Origin of the sequence: Engelhardtia mirabilis (assembly GCF_007748095.1) — a bacterium.
Classification (GTDB): domain Bacteria; phylum Planctomycetota; class UBA1135; order UBA1135.
Genome location: NZ_CP036287.1, coordinates 488,531 through 513,471, shown reverse-complemented (window position 1 = coordinate 513,471; position 24,941 = coordinate 488,531). Strand labels below are relative to the sequence as shown.

Here is a 24,941-nt window from a genome sequence, read left to right as displayed (position 1 = left end):
GGGCAGCCGAGCCTTCGCTCTCGCGATCCTGGCGCTGCTTGCGCCCTCGGCCGCACGCGACCAGACCCTTGAGACCCCGATGGTTGATCCCGAGTCGGACGCGCCCCTGCGAATCGCCGTCGTCGGGCTGGTGCACCAGCACGCCGAGGGCCTGTTGTGGAACGCCGCGCGGCGCGACGACCTGGAGTTGGTTGGCGTGGTCGAGCCCGATCGCGAGCTCTTCTCGCGCCTGGCGTCGAAGTACGGCTTGGGCGACGAGCTCCGCTTCGACGACACGGCGACGATGCTCGACGCGGTGCAGCCGGAGGCGGTGAGCGTGATGACTTCCATCGCCGACCACTTGCCGGTGATCGAGGTCTGCGCGCCGCGCGGGGTCCACGCCCTGGTCGAGAAGCCGCTGGCCTTCGACGCCGCAGCTGCCGCGCGCATGGCGGAGCTGGCGACCGAGCACGGGGTTCAGGTGCTCACCAACTTCGAAACGAGCTGGTATCCGTCGCTGCGAACGGCGGCGGCACTGGTACGCGACGGCAGCTTCGCACCGCTCCGGCGCATGGTCTTCCGACACGGCCACCGCGGTCCGCGCGAGATCGGCTGCTACGAGGAGTTCCTGGCCTGGCTCTGCGACCCCGAGCAGAACGGCGGGGGTGCGTTGGTCGACTTCGGCTGCTACGGCGCGGCGCTGGCCACGTGGCTGATGGATGGGGAGAGGCCCCTGTCCGTGACCGCCACGGCGTCCACGCTCAAGCCCGAGATCTATCCGGACGTCGACGACGACGCGACGATCGTGCTGCGCTACCCGACGGCCACCGCGGTGATCGGCGCCTCCTGGGCCTGGACCCACGACAACAAGGAGATGGACCTGCACTCGGAGACGGGCTCGCTCCACGCCGGCAAGTGGAACAGCCTCGCGCGGCGCGCGCCCGACGGCGAGCTGGAGCAGGTCACGCCCACGCCCCTGCCCGCCGCCTGGGCCGACGAGTGGACCTACCTGCGCCACGTGGTGCGGGGTGAGTGCGAGGTCGATCCCCTGTCGAGCATCGACCTCAACGTGATCGTGGCCGAGATCCTGGACGAGGCGCGGCGGCAGGTCGCGTCGGGCCGCTAGCGCCGGGCGCTTCGCCAACCGGGGTGGCCGCCGCTGCGAGGCGGTGCCAGGGGCGCGGCGCGTGGGTCGCGTCGGACATTCGTTGGCCGGCCCCGAGAGCGGAGGGCGACACAGTTGAACCGCGTCGCTGCCGGATCGCGACGGTGTAGCCATCGCATTGGGCGTGTTTCCCCACATTCCATTCGCGCGGCACCGGAGCGCGGGAACTCCGTTGCGAACACCATGCAGAACCAGCCCCTCGATGCCACCGACCTGACCTGGCTCACCGGCCTGGCCCAGGCGCTCCTGGGGGATGCCCACGCGGCCGATGATCTGGTCCAGGAGACCCTCGTCGCCGCTCTCCAGCGACCCGGCCCCGTCGGGATTCCGCGCCGGCCGTGGCTGCGCGCGGTTGCCCGGCACTTGGCAGCGCGCCGCTTCCGCGGGGAGGCGCGTCGCGCCGAGCGCGAGCGCGCCGTCGCTCGCGAGGAGGCACTACCCGGCTCGTCCGAGTTGGTGGAGCAGGCCGAGATCGCGGAGCAGGTCGTGGCGGCAACGCGAGCCCTGCCGGAGCCCTTCCGCAGGACGATCCTGCTGCGCTTCCTCGAGGGCCTCGAACCGGAGGAGATCGCGCGACGGGAAGGCAAGCCGGCGGACACGGTCCGCTGGCGCGTGCGGCGCGGCCTCGAGCTGCTGCGTGCGGAGCTGGTCAGCCGCCACGACCGCGAGTGGCGGGCGTGGTGTGCCCTGCTGGTTCCCCTGGCCCGACCGCGCGCTGGGCTCGGCCTCGGCGCGAGCACGGCACTCGTCCACTCCCTCGCAACTTGGACTGTGATGAAGCTGACGACCACGCTCCTCGCCGCCGTTCTGGCCTTGACCGCGCTGTGGCTGGCCCTGCCACCGCAGGAGACGACCGCGCACGACCACAAGACGGGGCCGGCCCTGGCCCTGGACGGTCAGCCCGCCGCTCCGGCCGAGTCGGTCGACCTGACCACCGTGGACCCCGCGACGTCGCGTGTGGTCGTGGAGGCCCGAACACTGCCCGTGGCACAGGTGGCTAACGCAGGCCTCACGGGTGCGATCGTCGATGAAGGCGGCAACGGGGTCGCCGGCGCAACGGTCTTGCTAGTGCCCGCACCGGCGGCAGCAGGGGTCGCATCGGGTCACGGCGGCCCCGCGTTCGTGGCGAGCACGACCAGCACCGAGGCGGGTGTCTTTCGGTTCGAGCGCAAGGACTACGAGCTCGCAGCCGTGGACCGGGACCTCGAGCTCGGGGTCATCGCGAACGGTTACCTGAACCGTCGCCTTCAGGGTGTGCTCGAGTCCTGGCCGGAGACGGGCTTGACCGTCGTCCTCTCCGGTGGCGACCGCTTGGTCGGTCGAGTCGTCGACGAGGACGGGTTCGCGGTCCCGCAACTTCAAGTGCTCGCCCATCCGGTCGGCGCCGGCGTCGGGCACGTGAGTCCGAGTCGGGTCGTGGCGAGGGCCCTGCGGGCCAGGATCGGCGGTGGGTCCGCGGAGTACCAGGACTGCATCGGTGTCACCGACGCTCGCGGTGAGTTGCAGCTCAGCGGGCTGTCCGATGGCGATCTGGAGCTGCGATCCCTCGATCCCGGCTGGTCGATCGTCGGCCCCGCGCGGGTGCGGGCCGACGGGCGCTTCGTCGAGTGGACGGCTGCCGAACGGCTCGGGGTAGCGCTGGAGGTCTTCGACCGGCGCGACGGAAAGCCCGTCGAATCGGCTTCAGCGACCTTCCGGGTCGAGCTGACCTTCCTCGACGGTGAGGTCGTCGACTACGGCCAGTGGGTCGGCGGCGGCGCGGGCGGCGCGAGCTTCGCGCTCGACCCCGCGATGCTCCCGCCCATGGCCGGCCGCACGATTGCCCGCGCCGGGTTCTACGGCACGGTGAAGGCCGGCTCGGCGGAGGTCCCTTGGGCCGCGGAGCCACTTCAATCCGCAACCGGAGCGCGGGGCGTGGCCACGGTCAGGCTCGAACTCGATCCGTCCCTCGCCTTCGACGAGCCAGAAGGTGCCGACAGCGAAGATTGGGTCCCAGCTCCTGCCACCGCGACGCTCGACCTCGACGTGCGCACCGAGGAGGGCACCCCGTTCAGCCGCCGCCTGTCGGTGGATTGGCGCTCCACGCCGCCGGGGGCCTTGGCCCAGGAAGGCGATGCGAGCCCGGCCCATCTGGCCCCTGGACGCTACGCGCTGGACGTGGTGGCGGGAGAAGTGGAGCTGACGATCCGCGAGTTCGGAGCGTCCGGCAGCCTGCCCCCATGGACCGCAACGGTGAGTTGCCACGCGGGGCAAGCCACCCCAGTCTTCGTGACCCTTGCCAGCGGCGCGCGCGTGAGCCTTGCACGCCCGAAGGAGTGGAGCGGCGAATGGTTCGTCCACGCGTCCTGGCGGCCGCCGGGCGAAGCCGATTGGCGCGGAAGCTGGAACTACAGCACGACCTCACAAACCCTCGAGCTGGCCGCGCTCCGCCCGGCCGAGTGGCGCTTCGAGCTGAGCGACGGCCAGACCCGGGACCCGGCCGCGGTGGTTCGCACGATCGAACTCGCGGACGGAGACAGCCGGACCCTGGAATAGCGCCCACCGGCGTCGACCCTGGTGGAGCTGCCGGCGCGGCGAGAATCGGCCCGCGCCTACTGGGCGGGCTTGGCCGGCTCGCCCGCCGCTTCGAGGGACGAGAGCAACGTGGCCAGGTCGACCTGCTCGGGGTCGAAGGCCACCCAGAACTCCTTGCGGCCCGGGAGGACGTCGATGTCACCAACTCCCGCGAGGGGTTCCAGAGCGCCACGCACGGTGGCAGCACAACCGCCTCACGGGACCTTGTCGAGCACCAGGCCGGCGGTGACCTCGCCGGCGGCGACCTCGAGCGAGGGGGTACTGGGCGGGGCCTCGGTACGGCAGGCCGCCAGGCCGAGGCCCAGGGCGACGATCAGAGCTGTGGTTCGCATGGGTTCGCTTCGAGTCGGGGGGACAGGCTTCATTAGACAGATCCCCGGCGGATCCATGTGTTAGCCGGCCCCGGGCAGGCTCCGGCCCCGGGAAAGGGTTCAGTGCCGTGGGCCGTCGGTGGCTCGAGGACCGATGCGGCAGCCCGAGCACGAAGTCGAGTTGCCCGCACCAGGCCATTCCCCGCGACGAGCCCCTCCCACGCGTCGAGGACTCGGACGCCCGGATCGAGCGAGTGACCCAGCGCTCGCCACCTCGATCAGGGGCAGCGATCGAAGACACGTTACCGAGAAGAAGGGTCTGGCCCGCTCGCTCAGAACCCCAACAGCAGGTCGTCGCCGTTGGTGAAAGCCACCGATCCGTCCAGGGTCGAGACCACCGCGGCTTGGGCCGAGACCACCACGCCGGCGAGGGCCGAAGTGGCGGGGAGCAGGAAGCCCGGCCCGACGGATTGGCCTTGGCCGGCGAGTTGGACCAAGCCGCTGGCGAAGGAACTGGCAGGGTCGAGGATCAGCGCCAGCCCGAAGAGCGGGGCAAAGCTCTCGTCGTAGGCGGCTTGATCAGAGACGAACCACAGGGCCGTGTTGCCCGCTCGTCCTTGAAGTTCCAACGAGCGCGCGGATCCGGGGCCACCCACACCGCCCCAGGCGAGGGTCGGACGGGGCACCACGACGTCGACCTCCCCCACTAGAGGCCCAGCCGTCGAGATGCTCGAGACGAGCGTCACCACTCCATTGCCACCCGCAACGACTGCGTTCCCCTGGCCCTGGGCCTGGAGCCAGTCGTTGGACCCGCTCACGATCCAGTCGGAGGGGGCACCGCGCACCTCCACCGACCCACCAAAGGTCTGCACGCCGGCCCCGCCGACCCCGAGGCCGAAGGGACCGTTGGTTCCGTCGCCACCCCGGATCCTGCAGCGCGCCACGACGACATCGGCGCCTTGGGTCGAAAGACCCGCACCGCCACTGCCCGAGGTGAGGTCGAAGGGCGTGCCCCTGCCACCCAAGAGGTTGCAGTCAACGAACTGTGCGCGGCTCGCCGGAGCCCCGGTCGTGCTCCATACGAAGGCACCAGGAGTGCCGGCATAGGGCTGGAACGTCAGGCTCGAGTCGAAGTCGCAGCCGCGCACGAACAACTCGCCCACGTCCCTGGCCTCCAGCCCTGCGGATGTCGTGCAGTTCTCCACTTGGCTGCGCCCGGGGATCCCGGACAGGTAGAGGCTGACCGCGTCGAGTTGGGCGAGCCGGATCTCACCCGCACCGAGTACCTGCAGGTACTCGAAGCGCGGATGTTCGACGATCTTCGGGTCACCCAACAAAGTCAGGGACTTGTCGACGGCCACCGATCCGTAGTCGCCCGGCGCGATCAACAGGACATCGCCCTCTGCGACCGAAGACACCGCCTGGGCGACGCTCGAGAAGTCGGCGGGTCCGTCGTCGTCCACGGTCCAGGTCGCCTGAGCCGTCGCGATCGAAGCCGTCGCGATCGACGCCCAGAGCGACAGAAGGAGCGCGATGGATGCGCTCGGGAGTGTGAGGGCGAGGTGGCGACGGGGGTAGATCATGACTGGAGGGCAAGCTGTAGGGCGCCAGGTAAGCATCGGTCCACGGGCCCAGCCTGGTGTCCTGGATCAGAAATTCGGCGTCACTTCCCGGGCTCCGATCGCCGCTGGCGTCGCCAGCGCCTCCTCCGAGTATCACAGCGGATACGCGTCGTCGGCGCGCCTAGCCTGCATCGATCGGACCTCCGGACAGTGACGCCGAATTTCTGATCCAGGACACTAGCCTGCTACGGTCGCAAGGATCCGCGGCCAGTGTGTCCAACGCGTCCGCTGGCGGTGCCTCGTGGACCGGGCGCCCCCTCGGCGGGGCTTCACTCCGCCCTGAGGACGGCTCGGACCGCAAGCTACGGTCAGCGGGCGAGAGGCGGCCACAGGCCGCCGTTTGGGCGTGCTGGGCGCGAATCCTGGTGATGGGCGCGGGCTTGGCCGGATCCTGGCGAGCAGGGCTTGAAGATGGCCGGCAGCCCAGGCCATCCCTCGAGCAGACCAGCCGCTGCCCGAGAACACCCGTGCAAGCCTTCGTCGAGCGGCGGAGACTGGGGACATGAGCGACCGATCGATCGAAGGAGGCTGCCTGTGCGGGGCGGTGAGGTACCGCTTGACCGGCGAGGTACAGGGTTTCCAGTACTGTCACTGTTCGCGTTGCCGGCGATTCACCGGCAGTGCCCATGCGGCCAACCTGTTCGTGAAGCCGGACAAGCTCGAATGGATGGCGGGCGAGGATCTGGTCGGCACTTGGGTGCTCGAGGCGGACCCCCAGTTTCCCACGGCGTTCTGCAAACGCTGCGGGTCATCCATGCCGAGCATGTCTGCCACGGGCCGCTATTGGGTCGTCCCCGCAGGCGGGGTCGATGGGGACCCGGGCGCCCGCCCGGCGCGCAGCATCTTCTGGGACAGCCGCGCGCCGTGGTACGAGCACGTGAGTGACCTTCCCCGACACGGCGAGTGGCCGGATGCGAAGTGACTCCAAGGTGCCTCGTGTCCCATCCATCTGGTCGCAGGGACTCGCGCTGGGCCTGGTTGCCTCGGCTGCGATGGCCTGTCGGAGTGGCTCCAACGAGGTGAAGAGCGGCAAACCGACCGAAGTGGTCGTGCTCGGGATGATCCACAGCGGGCACCTCGAGAGTGAGCTCTACGGTCTGGAGCAGCTCGAGGCGATCCTGCGCGCTGCGCGGCCGGACCTGGTGCTGACCGAGATCCCCCCGGACCGCTTCGAGGCCGCCGCCGCGGAATTCGCAGCCACGGGCACCATCACCGAGCCCCGCGTTCGGGCGTTCCCCGAGTACGTCGACGTGCTGTTCCCCCTGCAGGCCGAGCTGGGCTTCGAGATAGTGCCCTGCGCGGCCTGGACACGGGAGATGGCCGATGACCGGCGTGCAAAGCTGAGCGAACTCGAAGTGACGCAGCCCCGCGAGACCGCCGAGACGGACGCGGGGTTCGCCTCGATCGAAGCCGAACACCAGGCGGCGGGGATGCTCGACGACCCGCGCACCATCCACACCGACGGTTACGACGAGATCGTCAAGATCGGAACCGGCCCCTACGACCGACACTTCAACGACGCCCTGGGCCTGGGTGGTTGGAGCAACATCAACGACGCCCACTGGGCCCTGTGCGCCGCGGCCCTCGACCGTGTGCGAGGCCGGGGCATGCGGGTGGCGATCACCTTCGGCGCCTGGCACAAGGGCCGCCTGCGCGCCGCCCTCGCCGAGCGCACGGATTGCGTCGAGTTGGATGCGAATGCGATCGTTCGGGAAGCCCTCGGGCCGGGCCGCTGAGTGGGCCAGTGAATGGTCCGGTGAATGAGCCGGCCGCGGATGGAGCGGCACGGCCAGAAGGGTCGCCGGCCCGGCGCCAAGGGATCTCCCCGATGTTCGGCATGCCGGGTGATCCGGACTTTGGGCCCGAGCAGACCCCATGAATCGGCCGAGTCGTCGCGAAGGTATCCCGCCGGAGACGTCGTATCGCGGGATCAAGCCGGCGCATCGACAACGCGCGCGCCGTCCGAGTCCAGGTCGACCACGACCGGCCTGTGCTCGAGGCTGAGGCCCCGTCCGCACAGGGACGCGTTGACCGACAGTCGACCGTGCCGGCAGTCCGTGCCGTGGCTCTCGTGGATGTGCCCGAACAGGTGCAAACGCGGCGCGATGCGCGGCAGCGCCGCCGCCAGGCTCTCGCAGCCGACCCGCTCGCCGCGGCGAGTCAGATCCAGGGTCCCCAGGGGCGGTGTATGGGTGATCAGCACGTCCACCCCCGTCGGCGCACCGGCCCAGACCCGCTCCAGCGCTTCGCCGCGGGGCAGGTTGAAGGCCCAGTCGTGGAACCAAGGCTGCCAGGGCGAGCCCCACAAGCTCACGCCCTCCAGGTCGACGCCACTGTCCTCGAGGTAGTGGACGTCGCCCAGGATCTCGCGGGCCAGGGTCCGCTGCTCCTGGAACAGGAAGTCGTGGTTGCCCGCGACGACGAGCTTGTGGCGATGGGGCTGACCGCGGAGGAAAGCCGCGAACGCTGCCACTTCGTCGATCGTCCCACGGCGCGTGAAGTCGCCGGCATGGATCAACACATCTCCCGCCGGCAGCTCGAGCCGGTCGTGGCTGCCGTGGGTATCGCTGAGACAGACGAAGCGCATGGCTCATGGAGGACGGTACCGACCCAGGGGCTCGGAGGTTTCACCGGAATTGCCTGCAACCATCGAGGAGGCCGACCGTCCATGGGGTACCGAAGCCAATGGTCGTCGACGCTCGTGTCCGGTTCTGGGATGATCCAGCGCAAACGAGCCCCCCGCACGAACCAGTCAGAAGAGTGCTGTCCGAACGGACGGCTCCCACGCTCCACCTCGATCCCCTGAATTCTCCCTGAAGACGAACACGATGCGCCGCCTACCGATGATTCTCACCGTGGCCCTCGTGTTCGTGGCGGGCACGACGGTGATGCTGCTCGAGCGGTCGGGAGGTAAGGCCGTGGCCGCTGCGGTCGGAGGATCACCGTCAACTGCCGAGACCCGGGCGGAACAGCACTCGTTGCTTGCCTCGAAGCCGAGTCGCAAGCTGGCCACGATTCCAGCCGGGCGGGAAGGCCGATCGCAAGCGACTTCGGCTGCGACCCCGCCGGAGCACGGAGCCCTCGCTCGCGCGGAGGCGGCGATCGCAGCCATCGCGACCTTGGGAGCGGAGCTGGGGACAGAGCTGGACCTGGTGCGCCCGGATCCGGACCCGGCGGTGCTCGCGGCCCTGCGAGAACTCGTCCTCGAAGGCGGATTGCAGGTCCAGCAACTCGAGGCCGCAGCGGCGTCGCTGGAGCGGGGCGATCCGAGTCGAGTGGCCCTGGTTCTCGCGAGCGGCTGGGCCGGCAGTCAGGGCCCGCAATCCGACGGCTGGCTCGCCGGCCTGGCGACCGACCGGCGAGACACGTCGATCGGCGCCGAGCAAGAGTCCCTGGCAGCGATCAAGGCGCTCGACCAGGCGGGTCGCGAATCGGCGCTTGCAGGCACTGCTCGGAGCTTGCTGGACGAGGCCTACGCCGGCGCGGATGAGGGCTTTCCGGGCCTGACACGAATTCGCACCTGGTTCGCCTTGGCGGCAATGGACTCGTTCGATGGCGACCCGGAGGAGCTGTCCCGCTGGCTGATCGACGCCAAGGACGAGCACCGAGTCGCTTGCGAGCTCTGGGCCCTGGCCGCGCGTACTGCGCCGGAGCCCTACGCCGACCTCGCCATCGATGGTGCCCTGGCCGGCAACGCGGAGGCCCGCGCCGGGATCGAGACCCTGATCGCTCCGCAGTACACGGATCGCTTGGCGGGGCTGCTGGATCGCATCGACTCCGACGAGGCAGCGCCCTGGATCGCCCGTTCGGCCGCGCGCGGCCTCGTGGCCAGTGCATCGCCAGCGGCCCGTGAGAGGCTCGCGGTCGCCCTGAAGGACGCCGGTGACAACGAGCGCGACCTGCTGCTCGAGGCACTGCATACCTGGCGGGAGCCAACCTCGCCCGAGGACGTCTACGCCTCCCAACTCGAGTTGGCCGGCAAGCTAGGCGGCGACGAGCAAGCTCGCGAGCGGATCCTCGGAGACCTCGACCGCCGCTTCGAGCTGTGGATGGTCCGTAGAAACTCGCCGGCCGAGGCCCGCTTGCGCGCGGCCCTCGACCGGATCGAGTCGCGGGTCGCAGGCGATCCCGACGCAGCCCGTCGAGTGGCCAACTGGATCGCCGCGCTGGGCGACGGACCGACCACGGCTGGCCAGCCTGGCAAGGACGGGTGAGCGACGATCGGGCCTTCCGAACGCCGCCCACCCGCCACCGCGGTCCCTACCGGTCAGCTACCCAGTACCTGCCCGCCGTTGACCGAGCCCCGAGAGTGCCCACTCGGACCTGACCAACTGAAGTCCTCGTAGGCCGAGCCGCTACCGATCAGTTGGAGCGCCTGACCATCCGGCGTGCCGCTGGTCTCCGAGACGCCGATGTCGGTCGAAGTCATCCCGCTCGCCGGGCCCGACGTCGCCACCAGCGTGCCCTCGTAGCTGAGGAACTGCGTCACGGTTCCATCCGGCGCCACAAGGGCGACTCCGTCCGGAGCACCGTTCTGCAAGCCCGAGATCGCGATCCAACGGGTCCCGAACCCGCCCTGCTGGTTGGTCAGGGTCCCCGTTGCATTGACGGTCTTGTAGGACCCGCCACCGTTTCCGTTGTAGGCCACCACCGTCCAACCCGACAGATCGAGGCCGGCCGTGCCGGCCAACTCGACGCCCTCATTGGCGTCCGTCCCCGAGTCGTCGTAGTGCAGCTCGTTGATCCAAAGGGCTGCCGCCGGCGGCGCGCTGGGCGTCGCGCTCTCCGTCGAGCTCGCCCCACTCTCGTTGCCCACCAGGTCCGCGGCGGTCACTCGGTACCAGTAGGTGGTGCCGTTGCTGACCGTGGCGTCGGAGTAGGCGCTGGATCCCTGGGGGGCGACGTTCAGCGCGCTGAATGGGCCTCCCGCGGAGGTACTGCGATAGATCAGATAGCCATCGAGATCACCCTCGCCGTTGTCCGACCAGTCCAGGTCCACCACGCCATTGCCCGCACTCGCCACCAGCCCGCTGGGGGCGGCCGGGGGAGTCGTGTCCGGCGGAGGACCGCCCCCACCCGAGAAACTCTGGGCTCCGTTCGGCTGACCCGGCGTCGCCGGCGCGGCCGCTTCCCAGGTGAACGACCCGTAGCCGCCTCCCGTGCCGCCCAACTGCAGCGACCAGCCCACCGGCGTGCTGGTTGTCTCGGCTACGCCAATGTCCGTGCTGTTGACTCCCGATGCGGCACCGTTGGTCCCCGCGAAGCTGCCTTCGTAGCTGAGGAACTGCACCAGGGCGCCAGCGTCGTCGACGAGCGCCACGCCGTCGGGCGCGCCGTTCTGCAGCCCGCTGATCGCGAACCAAGCCGTGCCCAGTCCGCCCTCCTGGTCCGCCAGGGTCCCGAACAGGCTCGTCGTTCCGTAGGACGCACCTCCATTGCCGTTGTAGGCGACGATGCTCCAGCCGCTCAGGTCGAGCCCGGCCGTGCCGGCGACCTCGACGCCTTCATTCACATCGCTGCTCGTGTTGTCGTAGTGCAGCTCATTGATCCACGCGATCGCGCTTCCGCCGCCGACACCGCCGCCACCGCAGGTCCCGCTGAAGATGCAATCCACCCACTCCGGATGGTCGATGAAGGGGTTGCGGTTGCCCTGGAAACCGTAGACAGCGTCGTTGCGAGCCATCTCGACCGCGTCCACCGGATCCGCTGCGTGCCAGGCCAGCAGGGTCGACAGAAGGCCCATGTAGGCCACACTCTCATTCGATCCGGTGTTCGAGGCCGCGATCAGCGACTCGTTGTCCGTCAGGATCAGGTCGGGCTCTGCCACGCCGGTAATGCCGTGGATCCCGCCTTCGTAGCGCACATCCAGGTACATCAGCGCGCGAGCCACGTCGCCCCGACGATCGCGCCAGGTCTGCCACTCACCGGTCGTGCCCGAGCCAGCGGTCCAGTTCGAGTTGCCCGGGAAGACCCCGGTGCCACCGCCCTTGCCGTTGTTGAGCTCGGTCGGCTTCTCGCTAGCTGATGCGGAGGAGTCCCGGTAGGGCTTGTTCGAGCGCGAGCTGTTGTAGCTCGAGTCGGCGATGAAGAGGTGGTGGCAGTCGGTGTAGGGGTAGTTGGTGGAGCCGTCGTTGGGGAAGCCGTAGGACTTGGGCCAGGAGTGCTCGCGGTTGTAGAAGCTGTTGCCGCCACCGAACTTGGCATAGCTCGCGTTCTTGTAGACATCCAAGACGCGCGAGGCGTTGTTCGGATCCTCGTCTGCGACCTCGATGATGTTCCAGGTGTCCGTGCTGGACGAGGTGTACGGGAACCTCTGGTGGTCGTCGATGACTTCGTGCAACGACGCTCGCAGGGTCTGAGTCGTGGTCGAGTCGACCGGATCGTAGTAGCCGGGGGGAGCTTGGGCCGCCGCGGAAGCGGACACGAGCAGGAGGGGGAGCAGCAGGTTTGTGAGCTTCATGGATCGTGTGGGGGCCCGGCCAAGTGCGGCCGTGGACACAGTGAGTCATCGGAGGCGCCTGGTTCCAAGAAGTTCGCGTTCCGCAGTTGCCGGTGAGAGACCGCACTTGATCGAATCTCCATCGAGTACTGAGGCTCGATTGACCCCGCACCTCGATGGCCGAATGGCCTCGCCATCCAGCGGTCGGACCTTCGTCGCCCACGCGTTCCGCGGATCGCGGAGTTCCGTCGAGCGAAACTCCATCCAAGGAGACGCTTCGGCCAGCCCGCTCGGGCTGCTCCACTCAGCTCAGCGCCCCCGGACCGCACCCTCCCAACCGAGCCATCCCGATCATGTTCGAATCGATCGCCGCCTGTGCCCTCGTCGCCGCGCTGTTCTCAGGTAGCTCCGGATCCTGGCTCGAGACACGCCCTATCGCCCCTCCAGCCGCGTCGCAAGTCGAGACGGCAAGTACGAAAGTCCTGCATTGCGGCGGCCTGTTGGCCGTGCCGGGCCAGGAGCCTCTGCGTCGGATGACGGTCGTGGTGCGCGGCGACCGCATCGTCGACGTGCGCGAGGGCTACGTGACCGAGATCGATGGGGCCGCCACCCCGGTCGACGTGATCGACCTGCGCGACGCCTTCGTGCTACCTGGCCTGATCGATTGCCACACGCACCTCACCGGGCAATCGGTGCCCGTCCAGGAACGCATTCGTCGGACCCTGCAGGAGACCGAGGCCCACGCGGCCATCGACGGTGTCGTCTACGCCGAACGCACGCTGATGGCCGGCTTCACGACCGTTCGCAACGTGGGCTCCCAGGGCTCGACCGGTCTGGCCCTGCGCGATCGAATCGCCTCGGGCATGATTCCAGGCCCTCGGATGCTGGTCTCGGGTCCCTCGGTCACCGTCACCGGCGGCCACGGGGATTGGACCAACTCCATCTCTCCCGTCCTGCGCCCCGAGCGCGGCCCGGAGACGATGACCGCCGATGGACCGGACGAGGTTCGCAAGGCCGTGCGAGCACGGGTCCGCGAGGGTGTCGACCTGATCAAGATCACGGCCACCGGCGGGGTGCTTTCGATGACCGCGGCCGGGGTCGACCAGCAGTTCTTCCAGGACGAGCTGGACGCCATCGTCGAAGCGGCGAACCGCATGGGTCGCAAGGTCGCAGCCCATGCCCACGGCGCCGACGGCATCAAGTCAGCGCTCCGTGCGGGCGTCTCGTCGATCGAGCACGGCACCTACCTGGACGACGAGGCCATCGCGCTGTTCGTCGAGACCGGCGCCTACCTGGTGCCCACGATTCACGCCGGCAAGTACGTGGTCGAGAAGGCGCAGGTCGACGGCTACTACCCGCCGGAGATCCGCTCCAAGGCTGCTGCCGTCGGACCGCTGATGCAGGCCGCCCTGGGCCGCGCCTACCGCGGAGGAGTCAAGCTGGCCTTCGGCACCGACGTCGGGGTCGGCGCCCACGGAACCAACGCCCTCGAGTTCGTGTACATGCACGAGGCGGGAGTCACCCCGGCCGACTGCCTGGTCAGCGCCACGGTCAACGCGGCGGACCTGTGCGGCATCGGCGATCAAGTCGGCACGCTCGAGCCCGGCAAGTTGGCCGACATCATCGCGGTCCGCGCCAACCCACTGCAGGACCTCACCGCCCTCCAGGACGTGCCCTTCGTGATGAAGGCGGGAACGGTCTACAAGGGCGAATTCTAGGCTGGCCGGGGCGCGGGCCAGCGATCCGGGTCCGGCTCGAAGCTCCGCGGGCAACGGAACGGGCGCAGGCCTGCCGCTCGTCCGAGGCCGAGTACCGACGTGCCCTCCTACCAAACACTGCCACGAGGACCCCGACCCCCCGCGCCGCCCGGAGGCGCGGGGGCACGTCACATCGCGCTCCTGGTCTGCGCGGGCCTGGCATCGGTCGCCGTGATCGCCGCGGGTAGCGAGGTCAGCCACCACCTGGATCAGCTCGAAACCTGGATCGCCGGCCTCGGAGCGACTGGACCGGCTCTGTTCGTCCTGCTCTTCGTGGTCGGCTCGACCCTGCTGGTGCCGGAGTCGGTGCTGTGCCTCGTGGGCGGCGCGCTGTTCGGGGTCGGCGAGGGCTTCGCGGCGGCGCTCACGGGCTCGTTGCTCGCCAACACGCTGCAGTACTTCCTGGCGCGCCACCTGCTGCAGGGCCCGATCGAGCGCCTCGTCCTGGCGCGCCCCAAGGCAGCCGCCATCCGGCGCGCCCTCGGCCACGACGAGCTCCGACTCCAGGTCCTGCTCCGGCTGGCCCCCTTGAACCCGGCGCTCGTGAGCTACCTGCTGGGCGCCGCCGGAGTGGCCATCCGAGGCTTCATCGTCGCTTGCCTGGCCCTGATCCCCCACCTGGCCCTCGAGCTGTGGCTCGGCGCTGCCGGAGTTCGGCTGGCGCGCATGGCCGGCGGCGGGAGCGCGGGCCGCACACGCGATCTGCTCGTGGCGCTCGGGGCACTGGCCGCGATCGCTGCCGTGGTGGTCTTCTCGAGAATCGCCCGCCGGGCCGTACAACGGGCGCTGGACGACGCCGGTCCGCCGCCGACCCCATGAGTCCCCAACTCATCAGCGCCACCCTGTTCGGACTCCACTGGGCGTTCGTGGCCGCGCTGATCGTGCGCGTGATCATGCTGCGACGACCCGCGGGCACCTCCATGGCCTGGATCGCGGTGATCGCCAGCGCGCCCTTCGCCGGAGCCGTGTTCTACCTACTGGTGGGCGAGCGTCGTCTCGGGCGCGCGCGCGGCCGGCGGATCGCAGCCGACCTGCCGGCGATCGGAGCCTGGCTCGACCAACTCGCCGGGCGCCATACCGTCCTGCGCGCGGCCGTACCGGCACACCTCGATCCGATCCGGCGCCAGGCCCAAGCGATCCTGCGCTTCCCTGCCCAGGCCGGCAACCACATGGAACTGATCGACGACTTCCAGGCCGTCTTCGACGCCCTGGTGGCCGACATCGACGCAGCTCGCCACCACTGCCACCTGTGCTTCTACATCTGGCACGAGGGCGGTCGCACCGCGGACGTGGTCGAAGCCCTGGTGCGCGCCGCCGAGCGGGGGGTGCAGTGCCGCGCCCTGGCGGACGGTGTCGGCAGCGAGGCGTTTCTCGTCTCGGCCTCGGCGCGGCGCCTGCGCGCGGCGGGCGTCGACCTGCGCGCGGCCCTTCCGACCGGACCCCTGCGCTCTTTCTTCGTCCGCCGCGACCTCCGCAACCACCGCAAGATCGTCGTGATCGACGACGCCATCGCCTACACGGGCAGCCAGAACCTGGTCGACCCACGCTTCTTCCGGCAGGACGCCGGCGTAGGGGAATGGGTCGATGCGATCGCGCGCGTGACCGGGCCGGCGGCGGCGGCCATGGACGGGGTCTTCGCCCTGGACTGGTCCGTGGAGACCGAGCGCCCCCTGGAGGCGCCGAGCCTGGAGGACTCCAACCCGCCGGACGAGGGGACCGATAGCCTCACCGTGCAGGTAATCCCCACCGGCCCCGGTCTGCGCCCCGAAGCCCTGCACCAGTTGCTGCTGTCGGCGATCTACGCCGCGCAACGCGAGCTGGTCATGACCACGCCCTACTTCGTTCCCGACGAAGCGGTCTTGACCGCGCTCCTGACCGCGGCCCAGCGCGGGCTGGAGGTCACGCTGATCGTCCCGGCCCGGAACGACTCCGTCTTGGTGCGCTACGCGAGCGTGGCCCAATTCGGCGAGCTGATGGCGTCCGGCGTGCGCATCGCCCTGTTCGAAGGTGGGCTGCTGCACACCAAGAGCGTCACCGTCGACGGTGCCTTCAGCATCTTCGGGTCGGTCAACCTCGACATGCGGAGTCTGTGGCTCAACTTCGAGATCTCCCTGTTCGTCTACGACGAGGGCTTCACGCGCAAGCTGTCAGCGCTACAGCAGCGGTACCTGGCCCAGTCCGAACTACTCGATCCCGAGACCTGGCGCGAGCGGGGCGCCGTGCGGCGCTTCACCGAGAACGCCGCGCGGCTCGTCGGACCGCTGCTCTGAGCGGCGGCCGCCCGTCCTGGCGCCCCGGATCATCGGCGCGGCAACCGCGGGCCACAACGCGGTCGAAGGTCGCGCCGCAGCACGGAATCCCGCCGCCAGCGGCGGTCTGGTGCCCACGACTCCCTGAGTCGGACCGGGCGGCTGCGCGCACCCGTGACCGGCCGAGGGCGGGGCGGTTCCGGATTCTCGGGGATCGGCCCGTCGACAACTCCCGGTGTGGTGTGAGACACCCTGGCAATGATCCACCAGGTGCTCGCGGCGGTCGGAGGGCTGGCACTGTTCCTCCTGGGCCTGTTGGTGCTCACCGAGGGGCTGCGCCAGTTCGCCGGTGACGCGCTGCACCGGGCGCTGTTCCGCTTCACGAAGAGCCCGACCAGCGGCGCCGTGACGGGAGCGCTGGTCACCGCGGTGCTCCAGTCGTCGAGCGTCACCACCGTCGCAACGGTGGGCCTGGTGAGCGCCGGCGCCCTCGCCTTCCCACAGGCGCTCGGGATCCTGTTCGGCGCCAACGTCGGCACGACGCTCACCAGTTGGATGGTGGCCCTGCTCGGATTCGAGCTGGACATCGAGCAGATCGTGCAGCCGCTCCTGATGCTAGGCGTGCTGCTGCGCCTGTTCGGGCGGGGGCACTGGGCCCACATGGGCTGGGCCCTGGCGGGCTTTGCCCTGATCTTCATGGGTCTCGACGCCATGCAAACGGGCATGGCGGGCTTCGAGGGACGGATCACGCCGGCGAACTTCCCTGACGACAGCTACCTGGGTCGAGCCCTGCTGGTCGGCATCGGCATCGTGCTGACCCTGGTGACTCAATCGTCGAGCGCGGGGATGGCCATGGCCCTGACAGCCCTCGACGGGGGCGCGATCAGCCTGGCCCAGGGAGCCGCGATGGTGATCGGGATGGACGTGGGCACCACCTCGACCACGGCGATCGCGACCATCGGCCGCTCGGCCGCCACGCGGCGCACGGGCTACTCCCACGTGGTCTACAACCTGATGACCGGCGTGGCCGCCTACTTCCTGCTGGAGCCCTACCTCTGGGCGATCGATCACCTGGTGCCCGGCGGCGCGCTCGCCCACGGGCCGCTGGTCCTGGTCGGCTTCCACACGGCCTTCAACGCCTTGGGTCTGATCGTGGTGCTGCCCTTCACGCGCCAGTTCGCGCGCCTGATGAGTCGTCTGGTCCCCGAGTCGGACGCCAGCTCGGACCCCTCCGATCGGCTGGACCCGCGCCTGGCGCGCGAGTCGACGGTGGCGGCGATGACCCTGCTCGGTGTGGTGCGCGACCTCTCCGCGGATCTCTTCGAGGCACTCGCGCGAGCGCTCGACGGCAAGTCCAAGCCCCTGGTCGATCCCGATCGCCTGGAGCGCGTGGGGCGCGGCCTCACCGGGGCGCGTCACTTCGCCGACGAGATCGTGGGCGTCGAGATGAGCGCGGACGCCCAGCGCTACTTCCTGTCCTCGATGCACGTGATCGACCACCTGGACCGCCTGGCGGAGCGCTGCCTCGACCGCGAGCGGCTCGGCACGCTGCGCCAGGACGAGCGGCTGCGCGAGTTGTCGTCGGTCGAGGTGCGGGCCCTCCAGAGCTCGGCCAAGGCCATGCGCGCGGGCGACAAGGCGGCTGGCGAGCTGCAACTGGTCGATGCCCGCGATCAGATCCGCGCCGAGCGTCACCCCTACCGCGAGCGCATGCTGGCCACGATCCCCGACCCCGAAGTCGAGTTCGACCAGGTCATTCGCCGCCTCGACGCCCTGCGCTGGCTGCACCGCACGACCTACCACGCCTGGCGCATCACGCACCACCTGGCCGCCGCGGAACAGCCCGGCCAACCCGGTGTCGACCCAGGCTCCGAGGTCTCGCGTCCACCAGGGTCGGCGGAGAACACGGCCTGAGGACCGTTCGACCAGGCGGGGAGTGTCCGTTTCGACCCGGAGTCGTCGGGCAAGCTCGCAGCGGTAGCCAACCTCCCCGCTCGGCGATTGCACGATCCGGCGAGTGCGCCCTCTTGCGACCGCACCACGCACTGATGGCACCGCCCCACGGCCGTGCTTCGACACGCTTTCGTCCCACGGCGACCTGATCCAACGGCCGGCGTGGATCGGCATCACGCCGAGAACTCGCGATCCGTAGGGGTCGATAGCGCGCGGGCTCGACCTCGCAGCAGACCGCGCTCCCGGTGGGAACTCCGGCTGGCCCGACCACGCTGACCCTCGAGGTCGTCAACGTCTACACCGGCCGTACGGCCACCGCTCTGCTCGACGTCCTGGTCGTGGAGCCCGGTCCCTGACGCTCGGGTAGCCCCGTCGCCGACGGGCGCAGGATGGCGGTGCCCGGGTCTGCGGCCAGCGCCGCCCGGGGCCTGCTCGGTCGGAGAGTCACCGGCCTCGGCCCGATTCCGTGTCGGTCGGCGGGCGCAGTTCCGGCGTAGCACCCCGGAGGCTCGCGTGTGCGGGCCCGAGGAACGACCGGTCGACGGCTCAGGTGCCGCGCGCCGAGCACGGGATTGCAGGTCTGCACCGATGCGGACCAGGGGAACGGGACATGGCGGCAGTGGCGGTGATCGGCGGCGGGGCGGCGGGACTGGGTGCGGCGCGGACCCTGTTGCGAACGGGGGTCGAGGTCGTGTTGGTCGAGGCTGGTCGGCGCCTGGGCGGCAACTGCGTGGGGCTCGAGGTGCCCGGGGCGGACGGCGCGATCCACGCCGTCGACGTGGGCGTCTCGGACTTCAATCGCGTCACCTTCACCGAGTTCGCGCGCTTGATCGACGAGCTCGGCCTCGAGACCCGCCCGATCTGCGGGGACGCGCACTTCGCCGCGCCGACGGGCGAGAGCCTGTGGGCCTGTCAGGACGGCCGCTGGACCTTCCGCGAGGGCGCCGCGAGCCGGCCCGGACTGCTGGCGGAGATCGACCGCTTTCGCACCCGTGCCCTGGAGGTCTTGCACGACGAGCGCTTCGCCCGCTGCACCCTGGGCGGGTACCTGGACCACATCGGTGCCTCACCTGAGTTCCGAGACACGTACCTCTATCCGCGTGCGATGGGCAGCTTCCCCATGCCGAACCTCGCGCCGGCGAACTACCACGCGCGCAGCCTGGTGCGCTTCTGGAATATTCACGGAATCGTCTCCGACCGGCCCGGGGATCGGCGCTGCGTGGTCGGAGGCATGCACCGCTACGTGGAGGCGTACCGACGTTGGTTCGAGGGGGCAGGCGGCGAGCTGCGCCTCGGTACGCGCGTCGTCTCGGCGCGCCGGGGCGCGCGCCGGGTGAGCCTGCAGCTCGCCGATGACGAGGGTCGCTGCCACGGCCTGCGGGTCGATCAGGTGATCTTCGCCGGACATCCGAGCCAAGTGCTGCCCCTGCTCGAGGACGCGAGCGCCGCCGAGCGCTCGGTGCTGTCCGCCTTCATCGCCCAGCCGGCGCGGGTCGTGGTGCACCACGACGAGCAGCTCGTGGGCGACGACCCGAGCCTGTTCGGCGCCTACAACTACTTGGTGCCGCGCGGCGGCCTGCCGCGGGTGCGGCCGACGATCTCGTTCTTCCCCAACCGACTGGGTGGCCTGGCCGACGCGGTACCGGACACCTTCGTCACGATGAACCCCCACCGCGAGCCGCGGCCGGATCGGATCCTCGCCGAGCGGCATTTCCTGCATCCGATCGGGTGCCTCGCCAATGACCGCGCAGCGGCGCGGCTCGAGGCGCTCCAGGGCGGTTGGCGCACCTGGTTCGCCGGCGCCTGGGCACGCAGCCCCTTCGTGCACGAGTCGGCCTACACCAGCGGCATCGACGCGGCACGCGGGCTGTTGGCCGGCTCAGGGAGCTCGAGCGCCGTCACCCGAGGCCACGCAATGGCGTCGTGAGCGGCGGCGGTCGGTCGACTCGAATCGGCGCGGCGCGGTCGATCGGTGGCCCGCTCGGGGCTCACTGCGCCGCGCCGGCGAGGTCCTGCCGATAGAAGTCCGCGAGCAGTCCGTAGAGCTCGGGGTGCCTGTGGCGCAGGTCGCGGGGGCGCTCGAAGAAGCACTCGGTGCTCACGGCGAAGAACTCCGCCGGGTTGGTGGCGCCGTAGGGGTCGAGCAGGGTGCGGTGACCCTGGGCCACGTCATCGCGCAGCGCCTCGAGCTCGCGGGCGACGACGCGCTCCCACTCGGCGTGCACGCCGCGCACGGTGGGCGGGATGCCGTCGGCCCAGCCGTCGAGGCAGTCCAGGGCGTGGGCGAACTCGTGGTAGACGAGGTTGCGGCCGTCGTGGCTGTGGTGCTCGCCGCGCTCGACGTCCGCCCAGGACAGCACGATCGGCCCGCCCGACCAGCTCTCCCCGGCGTTGGCGCTCCAGTCCGTGTTCACCGCGCCGCCGCGCGTCCCGACCGAGCGCTGACGGTAGGCGGCCGGGTAGACCAGGATCGAGCGCACCCGGCGGTAGTACTCATGGTCCAGGCGCAGGATCATCCGGCAGGCCTGGGCGCTGATGACCACGCGAACCTCATCGGTCATCGCGAGCCCACCGCAGCCCTCCCAACGCTTCTCCTCGGCGAAGACCCGCACCAGGTCGCCGAGCCGAGCGCGGTCGCCGGTGTCGAGGTCGCGATACAGATCGAGCCCGTCGAGGACCCGCTGCCAGACGGCGGGGAAGGGCTCGGCGAGGAGCTTGCGGCGCTTGCGGCTGCGCCACCATCCGAAGGGCATGGTCGGGAGGGGGTTGGAGGGGCGAGGGCGGGCGGAGAGGCGCAGCTCTAACCGATCGGGGAGGCGAGCGGGGGGTCGGCGGGGTGAGGTAGGCGGGAACCCACCTTGACGAAAGTCCTTTGCGTCAAACCTGACTTGACGCAAGCAGACTTTCGTCAACCTGGAGCTTGACGGAGCGCATTTCCGTCAACTGCATGCCTTGACGCAAGAACGCCGGCCCACTGCCAGCGCCAATCCAGCCGTGAAGCAGCCGACCATCGACCAGGCCATTGCCGAGCTGCTGGAGAGCCGAGAAAGCTTCTCCAGCTCCGACCTGGCCCGACGGCTGGGGATCACCCGCCAGGCGGTTCATCCGCAACTGCGGCGGCGGGTGGCCGAGGGCCAACTCTCCGTCGAGGGGCGCTCGCGCGCAACCCGCTACGTGGCTGGCGCGGCCGAACCGCTGGCACCGAGTCCGGCCCTGCCCCAACCGCCCGAAGGTCGTGTGGCGCGACATCCCCTCGAGGGTCTCGACGAGCACTCGGTCTGGGAGCAGCTCGAGGGCGCCACGACCGACCTGCACGCCGCCGGCGCCGAGCGCTGCCGCAAGATCCTCGCCTAAGTCTTCACGGAGCTGGTCAACAACGCCATCGACCACTCCCACGGCCACCGGGTCGACGTGGCACTGTGGCCGGACCCCCCCACCGGGGGCGGCGGCCTCGTCGGTCTCATCCGCGACGACGGGATCGGCGCTTTCGAGTCGGCGCGCCGCGACCTGCACCTGGGCGGAGCCCTGGACGCCCTGCACGAGCTGTCGAAGGGCAAGGTCACCACGATGGCCGAGCGCCACTCGGGCGAGGGGCTGTTCTTCAGATCCAAGGCCGTCGACTACTTCGAGCTGCGCGCCAACGGCCTGGTGTGGGTCGTCGACAACCTGCGCGACGACCAGACGGTACGTCAGGAAGCCGAGCGGCCGGGCACGGACGTGCGCCTGCGCCTGGCCGCCGACACGCAGCGCGAGCTGGCGGAGCTGTTCGACCGCTACACCACAGACTTCGAGTTCGACCGCACGCGCTGCGTGCTGCGCCTGTTCGAGTACGGCACCGAATTCATCTCCCGCTCCCAGGCCAAGCGCCTGACCCACGGGCTCGAGCGCTTCCGCGAGGTCGTGCTGGACTTCAAGGGTGTGGAGTCCGTGGGCCAGGGCTTCGTCGACGAGGTCCTCCGCGTCTGGGCGCGCGTCCACCCCGAGGTGAGCCTGGTGCCCGTGGAGATGAACGCGGCGGTGGAGTTCATGGTGCGCCGCGGCCTGCCGGGCGCGGAGCGCTGAACGGCGCTCGGGGGCGCTGAGGAGGTCTCCCGATCTCCGCAGGTCGAGGTGCGCAGGACCCGGACCCGGATCCAGCGCCCGACATCCCGACCCGTTTGCACACGATCGCCGCAAGGCAGGTCGAGCATCGAGGTGCCAGGTTTGTCCCAGCGCCCCCCCCCAGCTGCTCGTCGCCGAGGGATGCAGAGTGACCCAAGTGCCTTGTATCCAAGAGCCGCCGTTGGAGTTCCCATTTGGCGCCGCCACAAAGATCGGCATTTATCGAGCTGCCTGACACAGCTTGTACGTTCAGACCAGAGGGGGCTCCGATCAGTCAAGCGGGTGCTTCGATCAGCGGAGTCTTGCCCCGACCGCGCTTCGGGCGTGCCCCCCCCCCCACCGCGTCCCCCCCGTTGGAGATCATTCGTGTCCAGGCCCAAAGTCTGTTCGAGCCTACGTAGCGTCGTCATGGCCCTGATACCGCTCGCGCTACTTTGGGGATGTGCGCTGATCGAGCTTCCTCCAATTCCGAAGCCTGATGACTCCCCTGAGCCGTCGTTGCCTCAAGACGCGGACAGCCTTTCGCAGCCGGCGGGTACCGAGTCCGAGTACGGAATGAAGACCGTCACGCTGACGGGCTTCGAAGCCGTCGAATCCCCGCAGCGTGAGCCCGTGTGGTGCTGGGCGGCCTGCGCTTCGATGATCCTGCGCTACAACGGCATCGACGTATCCCAGGAAGAAATCGTCGACCGCGTCCACGGCTACCTTCCGGACGGCAGCCTGAAGGTCGCGACCGCGTCGCGCTTCGAGCTCCTGCGGGCACTTGCACCGGACGCCCCTCCCTTCGACTTCGACTCGGCCTGGAAGGTCATCCAGTCGACACTCGAGGACGCCGGGACCCAGGCTCTCGACAAGCTGAAGGGCGAAGGGAAGGTCGAGGGCGACATCGACCTCTCCTGGAACGAGGACGAGGCCGTGCAGAGTCTGTTCGATCGCATTTACCCTTCGTCCGGGGTGCCAATCGCCCAGTTGCAGCTCGGCGACCCCGCGGTCGCTGGGCTCCGCGATCCGGATACAGATCAAGGGCATCTGTACGTGATCGTCGGCGCGCAGTGGGAGGTGAAGAGACCAGGGCTCGGCGACGCATTGATCGACTATGCAAAGACAGGGCTTGGAACCGGCGAGCTATCGAAATTACTCGTCGATCGATTCGAGCCCAGCGGAATCGCCGTTCAGTCGATCGAACTCGTCGACCCCCTCAGGAAGGACGACCCGGAGACCGAAGTCAATGAGGCGCGCGTGAGCCTGACCTTCAAGGAGTTCAAGTCCCGTGTCGACTTCGTGACGACGCGCGCGGACGCCCACGAGATCCTGACGCGCTGGTGGCGCCTGATCGAATTGGAGGTCGAGTGATGGTCAACCTGCGCCGAACGGGCCTGATCGCCCTCGGGCTGTGCCTGCTCGCACTGGGCGCGTGCAAGAGTCCCAGCTATGGCGGGGACGAGAGGGTGGTGCAGTTCCGGATCGACTCCGAGCGCAGCGATGGATCGAAGGCGCTCGACTCCACGGGGCCGGATTCCGCCGACGCGATCCTCGTGCCCGCTTCGGGCACGGCGACCCTGACCGTCGACGACGCGCGGAGCTGGATCGTCTACTGGGTCAAGTGGGATGACATCGATGGGCGCCGTCGCTTGATCGCGCTCCGCACGGCCAGGGAGGAGGGGCAGCCCGGCCCCGCCACCTCCGACCTGACCGCGGACTTGGACGAAGTCGCCCAGCACCAGTTCGACGGTGGCGAGGGCAGCGCACGACTGACCAAGACCCAGTACATCCTGGTCGTTCGCTGCGGCGACGGCTGGCGCAGCGAGCCCTTCGACGTGGTGCGTACGGACCTGGTGCGCGTGGGGCTGCCGCGGTGAGCGACGACCGCGACCTCAGGCTGCCCCGGCAGGTCCGCGAGCATCTCCGCGCAGCCGTTCCGCGGGTCTGGCGCTCGGTGCTGTTCTTCGCACCGCTCTACTTCCTGGGCAAGCAACTGGCGATGCTCTCCGGAGCCGCACTCTGGATGCCCACGGAATGGCGTTACGCGGTTCAGCTGCTGAGCTTCGGCATCGGAGCCACTTGCTTTCACCTCGCCCGACTTCGCAACCGCGCGGACGATCCGAACGAGGTCGCGCGACCCGCGGAGAACGATCGGCGGGCGCGCCGACGCTGGTTCCGCTTCAAACGCGAACGAGATCAAGCCGATCGAGGAGCCAACTGGCGCGGCCTGGCCTGGTGGGGCGTCGCGGCGGTGCTGTTCGGCGCCCACACGGTCCTGCGCCACGAGACCCTGGTCGAGTGGCAGCCGGACCGCGAGACGCTCTACGGCCTGTTCGAGGCACCGGTCGACCGGACCATGGACCTAGGTCGCTCAGGATCGACGCCAGGTTCGGAGACCAGGCCCGACTGGATGACTGAGGAGGGCGACATGCGGCCGATCCGGTTCGACCTGGTCACGTCGCCCTTCTACCTCGACACCGACGCGGCGGTCAGGGCCGTGGAGCGCGGCGACCCGGTCTTCGCCGGGCGCGTCCTGTTTCCCTTGAGCTTCCCGCGTACCGAAAAGGGTGCGCAGCTCATGCGAAGCCTCGAGCGACGATCGGACTTCCTCGAGTTCACCCACAGCCCCCGGTCCTTCGCGATCGACCGGATACCGGGAGAGATCCGAGATCTGCTCCAGGGTCCAGAGAGGCTCGGAATGGGGATCACCGTCCTGGTCTACTACGTCCTGCACCTGCTGATCGTCGCGTCGATCTCCATCGCGTTCGGCTTCACCTTCTCGATCGCAGAGGAGTTGGTCTGCGGCTAG

Annotated in this window: 20 protein-coding genes and 1 pseudogene; 15 read left to right on the top strand and 6 right to left on the bottom strand. The window is 69.6% G+C overall.

Annotated elements, in window-relative coordinates:
* The first annotated feature begins 79 nt into the window (after positions 1–79).
* Together Pla133_RS01935 and Pla133_RS01930 are read left to right on the top strand one after the other, a co-directional pair.
* Entirely contained in the window at positions 80–1,105 is a 1,026-nt protein-coding gene (locus Pla133_RS01935; protein WP_419192035.1) for a Gfo/Idh/MocA family protein, read from the top strand.
* Positions 1,106–1,327: 222 nt separating this feature from the next.
* Positions 1,328–3,679, top strand: a complete 2,352-nt coding sequence (locus Pla133_RS01930; RefSeq protein ID WP_145061833.1) for an RNA polymerase sigma factor — start codon at positions 1,328–1,330, stop codon at positions 3,677–3,679.
* 56 nt (positions 3,680–3,735) lie between these two features.
* Here Pla133_RS01930 and Pla133_RS25825 read toward each other — a convergent pair.
* The 3 genes and pseudogenes from Pla133_RS25825 to Pla133_RS01925 all read right to left on the bottom strand — a co-directional run.
* Positions 3,736–3,900 (bottom strand): annotated as a pseudogene (locus Pla133_RS25825) (heavy-metal-associated domain-containing protein); the annotation flags it as partial.
* 12 nt (positions 3,901–3,912) lie between these two features.
* Positions 3,913–4,050 (bottom strand): hypothetical protein, encoded by a 138-nt coding sequence (locus tag Pla133_RS25820; protein WP_419192034.1) that lies wholly within the window; start codon positions 4,048–4,050, stop codon positions 3,913–3,915.
* 311 nt (positions 4,051–4,361) lie between these two features.
* On the bottom strand, positions 4,362–5,612 hold the full coding sequence (locus tag Pla133_RS01925) for a right-handed parallel beta-helix repeat-containing protein (protein WP_145061831.1): 1,251 nt from the start codon (positions 5,610–5,612) through the stop codon (positions 4,362–4,364).
* A gap of 541 nt (positions 5,613–6,153) precedes the next feature.
* Here Pla133_RS01925 and Pla133_RS01920 point away from each other — a divergent pair.
* Entirely contained in the window at positions 6,154–6,573 is a 420-nt protein-coding gene (locus tag Pla133_RS01920; RefSeq protein WP_145061829.1) for a GFA family protein, read from the top strand.
* Positions 6,574–6,670: 97 nt separating this feature from the next.
* Positions 6,671–7,387: a hypothetical protein gene (locus Pla133_RS01915; RefSeq protein ID WP_145061827.1), complete on the top strand. Its 717-nt coding sequence runs from the start codon at positions 6,671–6,673 to the stop codon at positions 7,385–7,387.
* Between the two features lie 194 nt (positions 7,388–7,581).
* Here Pla133_RS01915 and Pla133_RS01910 read toward each other — a convergent pair whose 3' ends face one another.
* Complete coding sequence (locus Pla133_RS01910) at positions 7,582–8,238, bottom strand: metallophosphatase domain-containing protein (RefSeq protein ID WP_145061825.1); 657 nt, start codon at positions 8,236–8,238, stop codon at positions 7,582–7,584.
* Positions 8,239–8,479: 241 nt separating this feature from the next.
* Between Pla133_RS01910 and Pla133_RS01905 the strand changes: the two genes are divergently transcribed.
* A complete protein-coding gene (locus Pla133_RS01905) occupies positions 8,480–9,865 on the top strand; it encodes a hypothetical protein (protein WP_145061823.1) in 1,386 nt (461 codons plus the stop codon).
* 53 nt (positions 9,866–9,918) lie between these two features.
* On the opposite strand, the gene Pla133_RS25815 is transcribed toward Pla133_RS01905, so the two are convergent.
* The gene (locus tag Pla133_RS25815; RefSeq protein WP_419192033.1) at positions 9,919–12,111 is read right to left on the bottom strand and encodes an endonuclease; all 2,193 of its coding nucleotides are present in this window, start codon (positions 12,109–12,111) and stop codon (positions 9,919–9,921) included.
* A gap of 332 nt (positions 12,112–12,443) precedes the next feature.
* On the opposite strand from Pla133_RS25815, the gene Pla133_RS01895 reads away from it, so the two are divergent.
* The 5 genes from Pla133_RS01895 to Pla133_RS01875 all read left to right on the top strand — a co-directional run bounded on the left by Pla133_RS01895 (position 12,444) and on the right by Pla133_RS01875 (position 19,976).
* The gene (locus Pla133_RS01895) at positions 12,444–13,808 is read left to right on the top strand and encodes a metal-dependent hydrolase family protein (RefSeq protein WP_145061822.1); all 1,365 of its coding nucleotides are present in this window, start codon (positions 12,444–12,446) and stop codon (positions 13,806–13,808) included.
* Positions 13,809–13,907: 99 nt separating this feature from the next.
* Positions 13,908–14,666, top strand: coding sequence for a TVP38/TMEM64 family protein (locus tag Pla133_RS01890; protein ID WP_145061819.1), 759 nt, complete (start codon positions 13,908–13,910; stop codon positions 14,664–14,666).
* On the top strand, positions 14,663–16,117 hold the full coding sequence (cls, locus tag Pla133_RS01885; RefSeq protein WP_145061817.1) for a cardiolipin synthase: 1,455 nt from the start codon (positions 14,663–14,665) through the stop codon (positions 16,115–16,117). Before Pla133_RS01890 ends, cls begins: the two co-directional genes overlap by 4 nt.
* Before the next feature lie 237 nt (positions 16,118–16,354).
* On the top strand, positions 16,355–18,010 hold the full coding sequence (locus Pla133_RS01880; RefSeq protein WP_145061815.1) for a Na/Pi cotransporter family protein: 1,656 nt from the start codon (positions 16,355–16,357) through the stop codon (positions 18,008–18,010).
* A gap of 649 nt (positions 18,011–18,659) precedes the next feature.
* A complete protein-coding gene (locus tag Pla133_RS01875) occupies positions 18,660–19,976 on the top strand; it encodes an FAD-dependent oxidoreductase (protein ID WP_145061813.1) in 1,317 nt (438 codons plus the stop codon).
* 61 nt (positions 19,977–20,037) lie between these two features.
* Here Pla133_RS01875 and Pla133_RS01870 read toward each other — a convergent pair whose 3' ends face one another.
* Complete coding sequence (locus Pla133_RS01870) at positions 20,038–20,802, bottom strand: M90 family metallopeptidase (RefSeq protein WP_145061811.1); 765 nt, start codon at positions 20,800–20,802, stop codon at positions 20,038–20,040.
* A gap of 241 nt (positions 20,803–21,043) precedes the next feature.
* Here Pla133_RS01870 and Pla133_RS01865 point away from each other — a divergent pair, with 241 nt between their 5' ends.
* The 5 genes from Pla133_RS01865 to Pla133_RS01845 all read left to right on the top strand — a co-directional run bounded on the left by Pla133_RS01865 (position 21,044) and on the right by Pla133_RS01845 (position 24,941).
* Positions 21,044–21,403 carry a hypothetical protein gene (locus Pla133_RS01865; protein ID WP_419192031.1) on the top strand — a complete coding sequence of 120 codons (360 nt, stop codon included), beginning with the start codon at positions 21,044–21,046 and terminating at the stop codon, positions 21,401–21,403.
* 57 nt (positions 21,404–21,460) lie between these two features.
* Positions 21,461–22,111, top strand: a complete 651-nt coding sequence (locus Pla133_RS01860; RefSeq protein WP_145061807.1) for an STAS-like domain-containing protein — start codon at positions 21,461–21,463, stop codon at positions 22,109–22,111.
* A gap of 447 nt (positions 22,112–22,558) precedes the next feature.
* Complete coding sequence (locus Pla133_RS01855) at positions 22,559–23,503, top strand: cysteine peptidase family C39 domain-containing protein (protein ID WP_419192030.1); 945 nt, start codon at positions 22,559–22,561, stop codon at positions 23,501–23,503.
* Positions 23,503–24,009 carry a hypothetical protein gene (locus tag Pla133_RS01850; RefSeq protein ID WP_145061803.1) on the top strand — a complete coding sequence of 169 codons (507 nt, stop codon included), beginning with the start codon at positions 23,503–23,505 and terminating at the stop codon, positions 24,007–24,009. Before Pla133_RS01855 ends, Pla133_RS01850 begins: the two co-directional genes overlap by 1 nt.
* Entirely contained in the window at positions 24,006–24,941 is a 936-nt protein-coding gene (locus Pla133_RS01845) for a hypothetical protein (RefSeq protein WP_145061801.1), read from the top strand. Before Pla133_RS01850 ends, Pla133_RS01845 begins: the two co-directional genes overlap by 4 nt.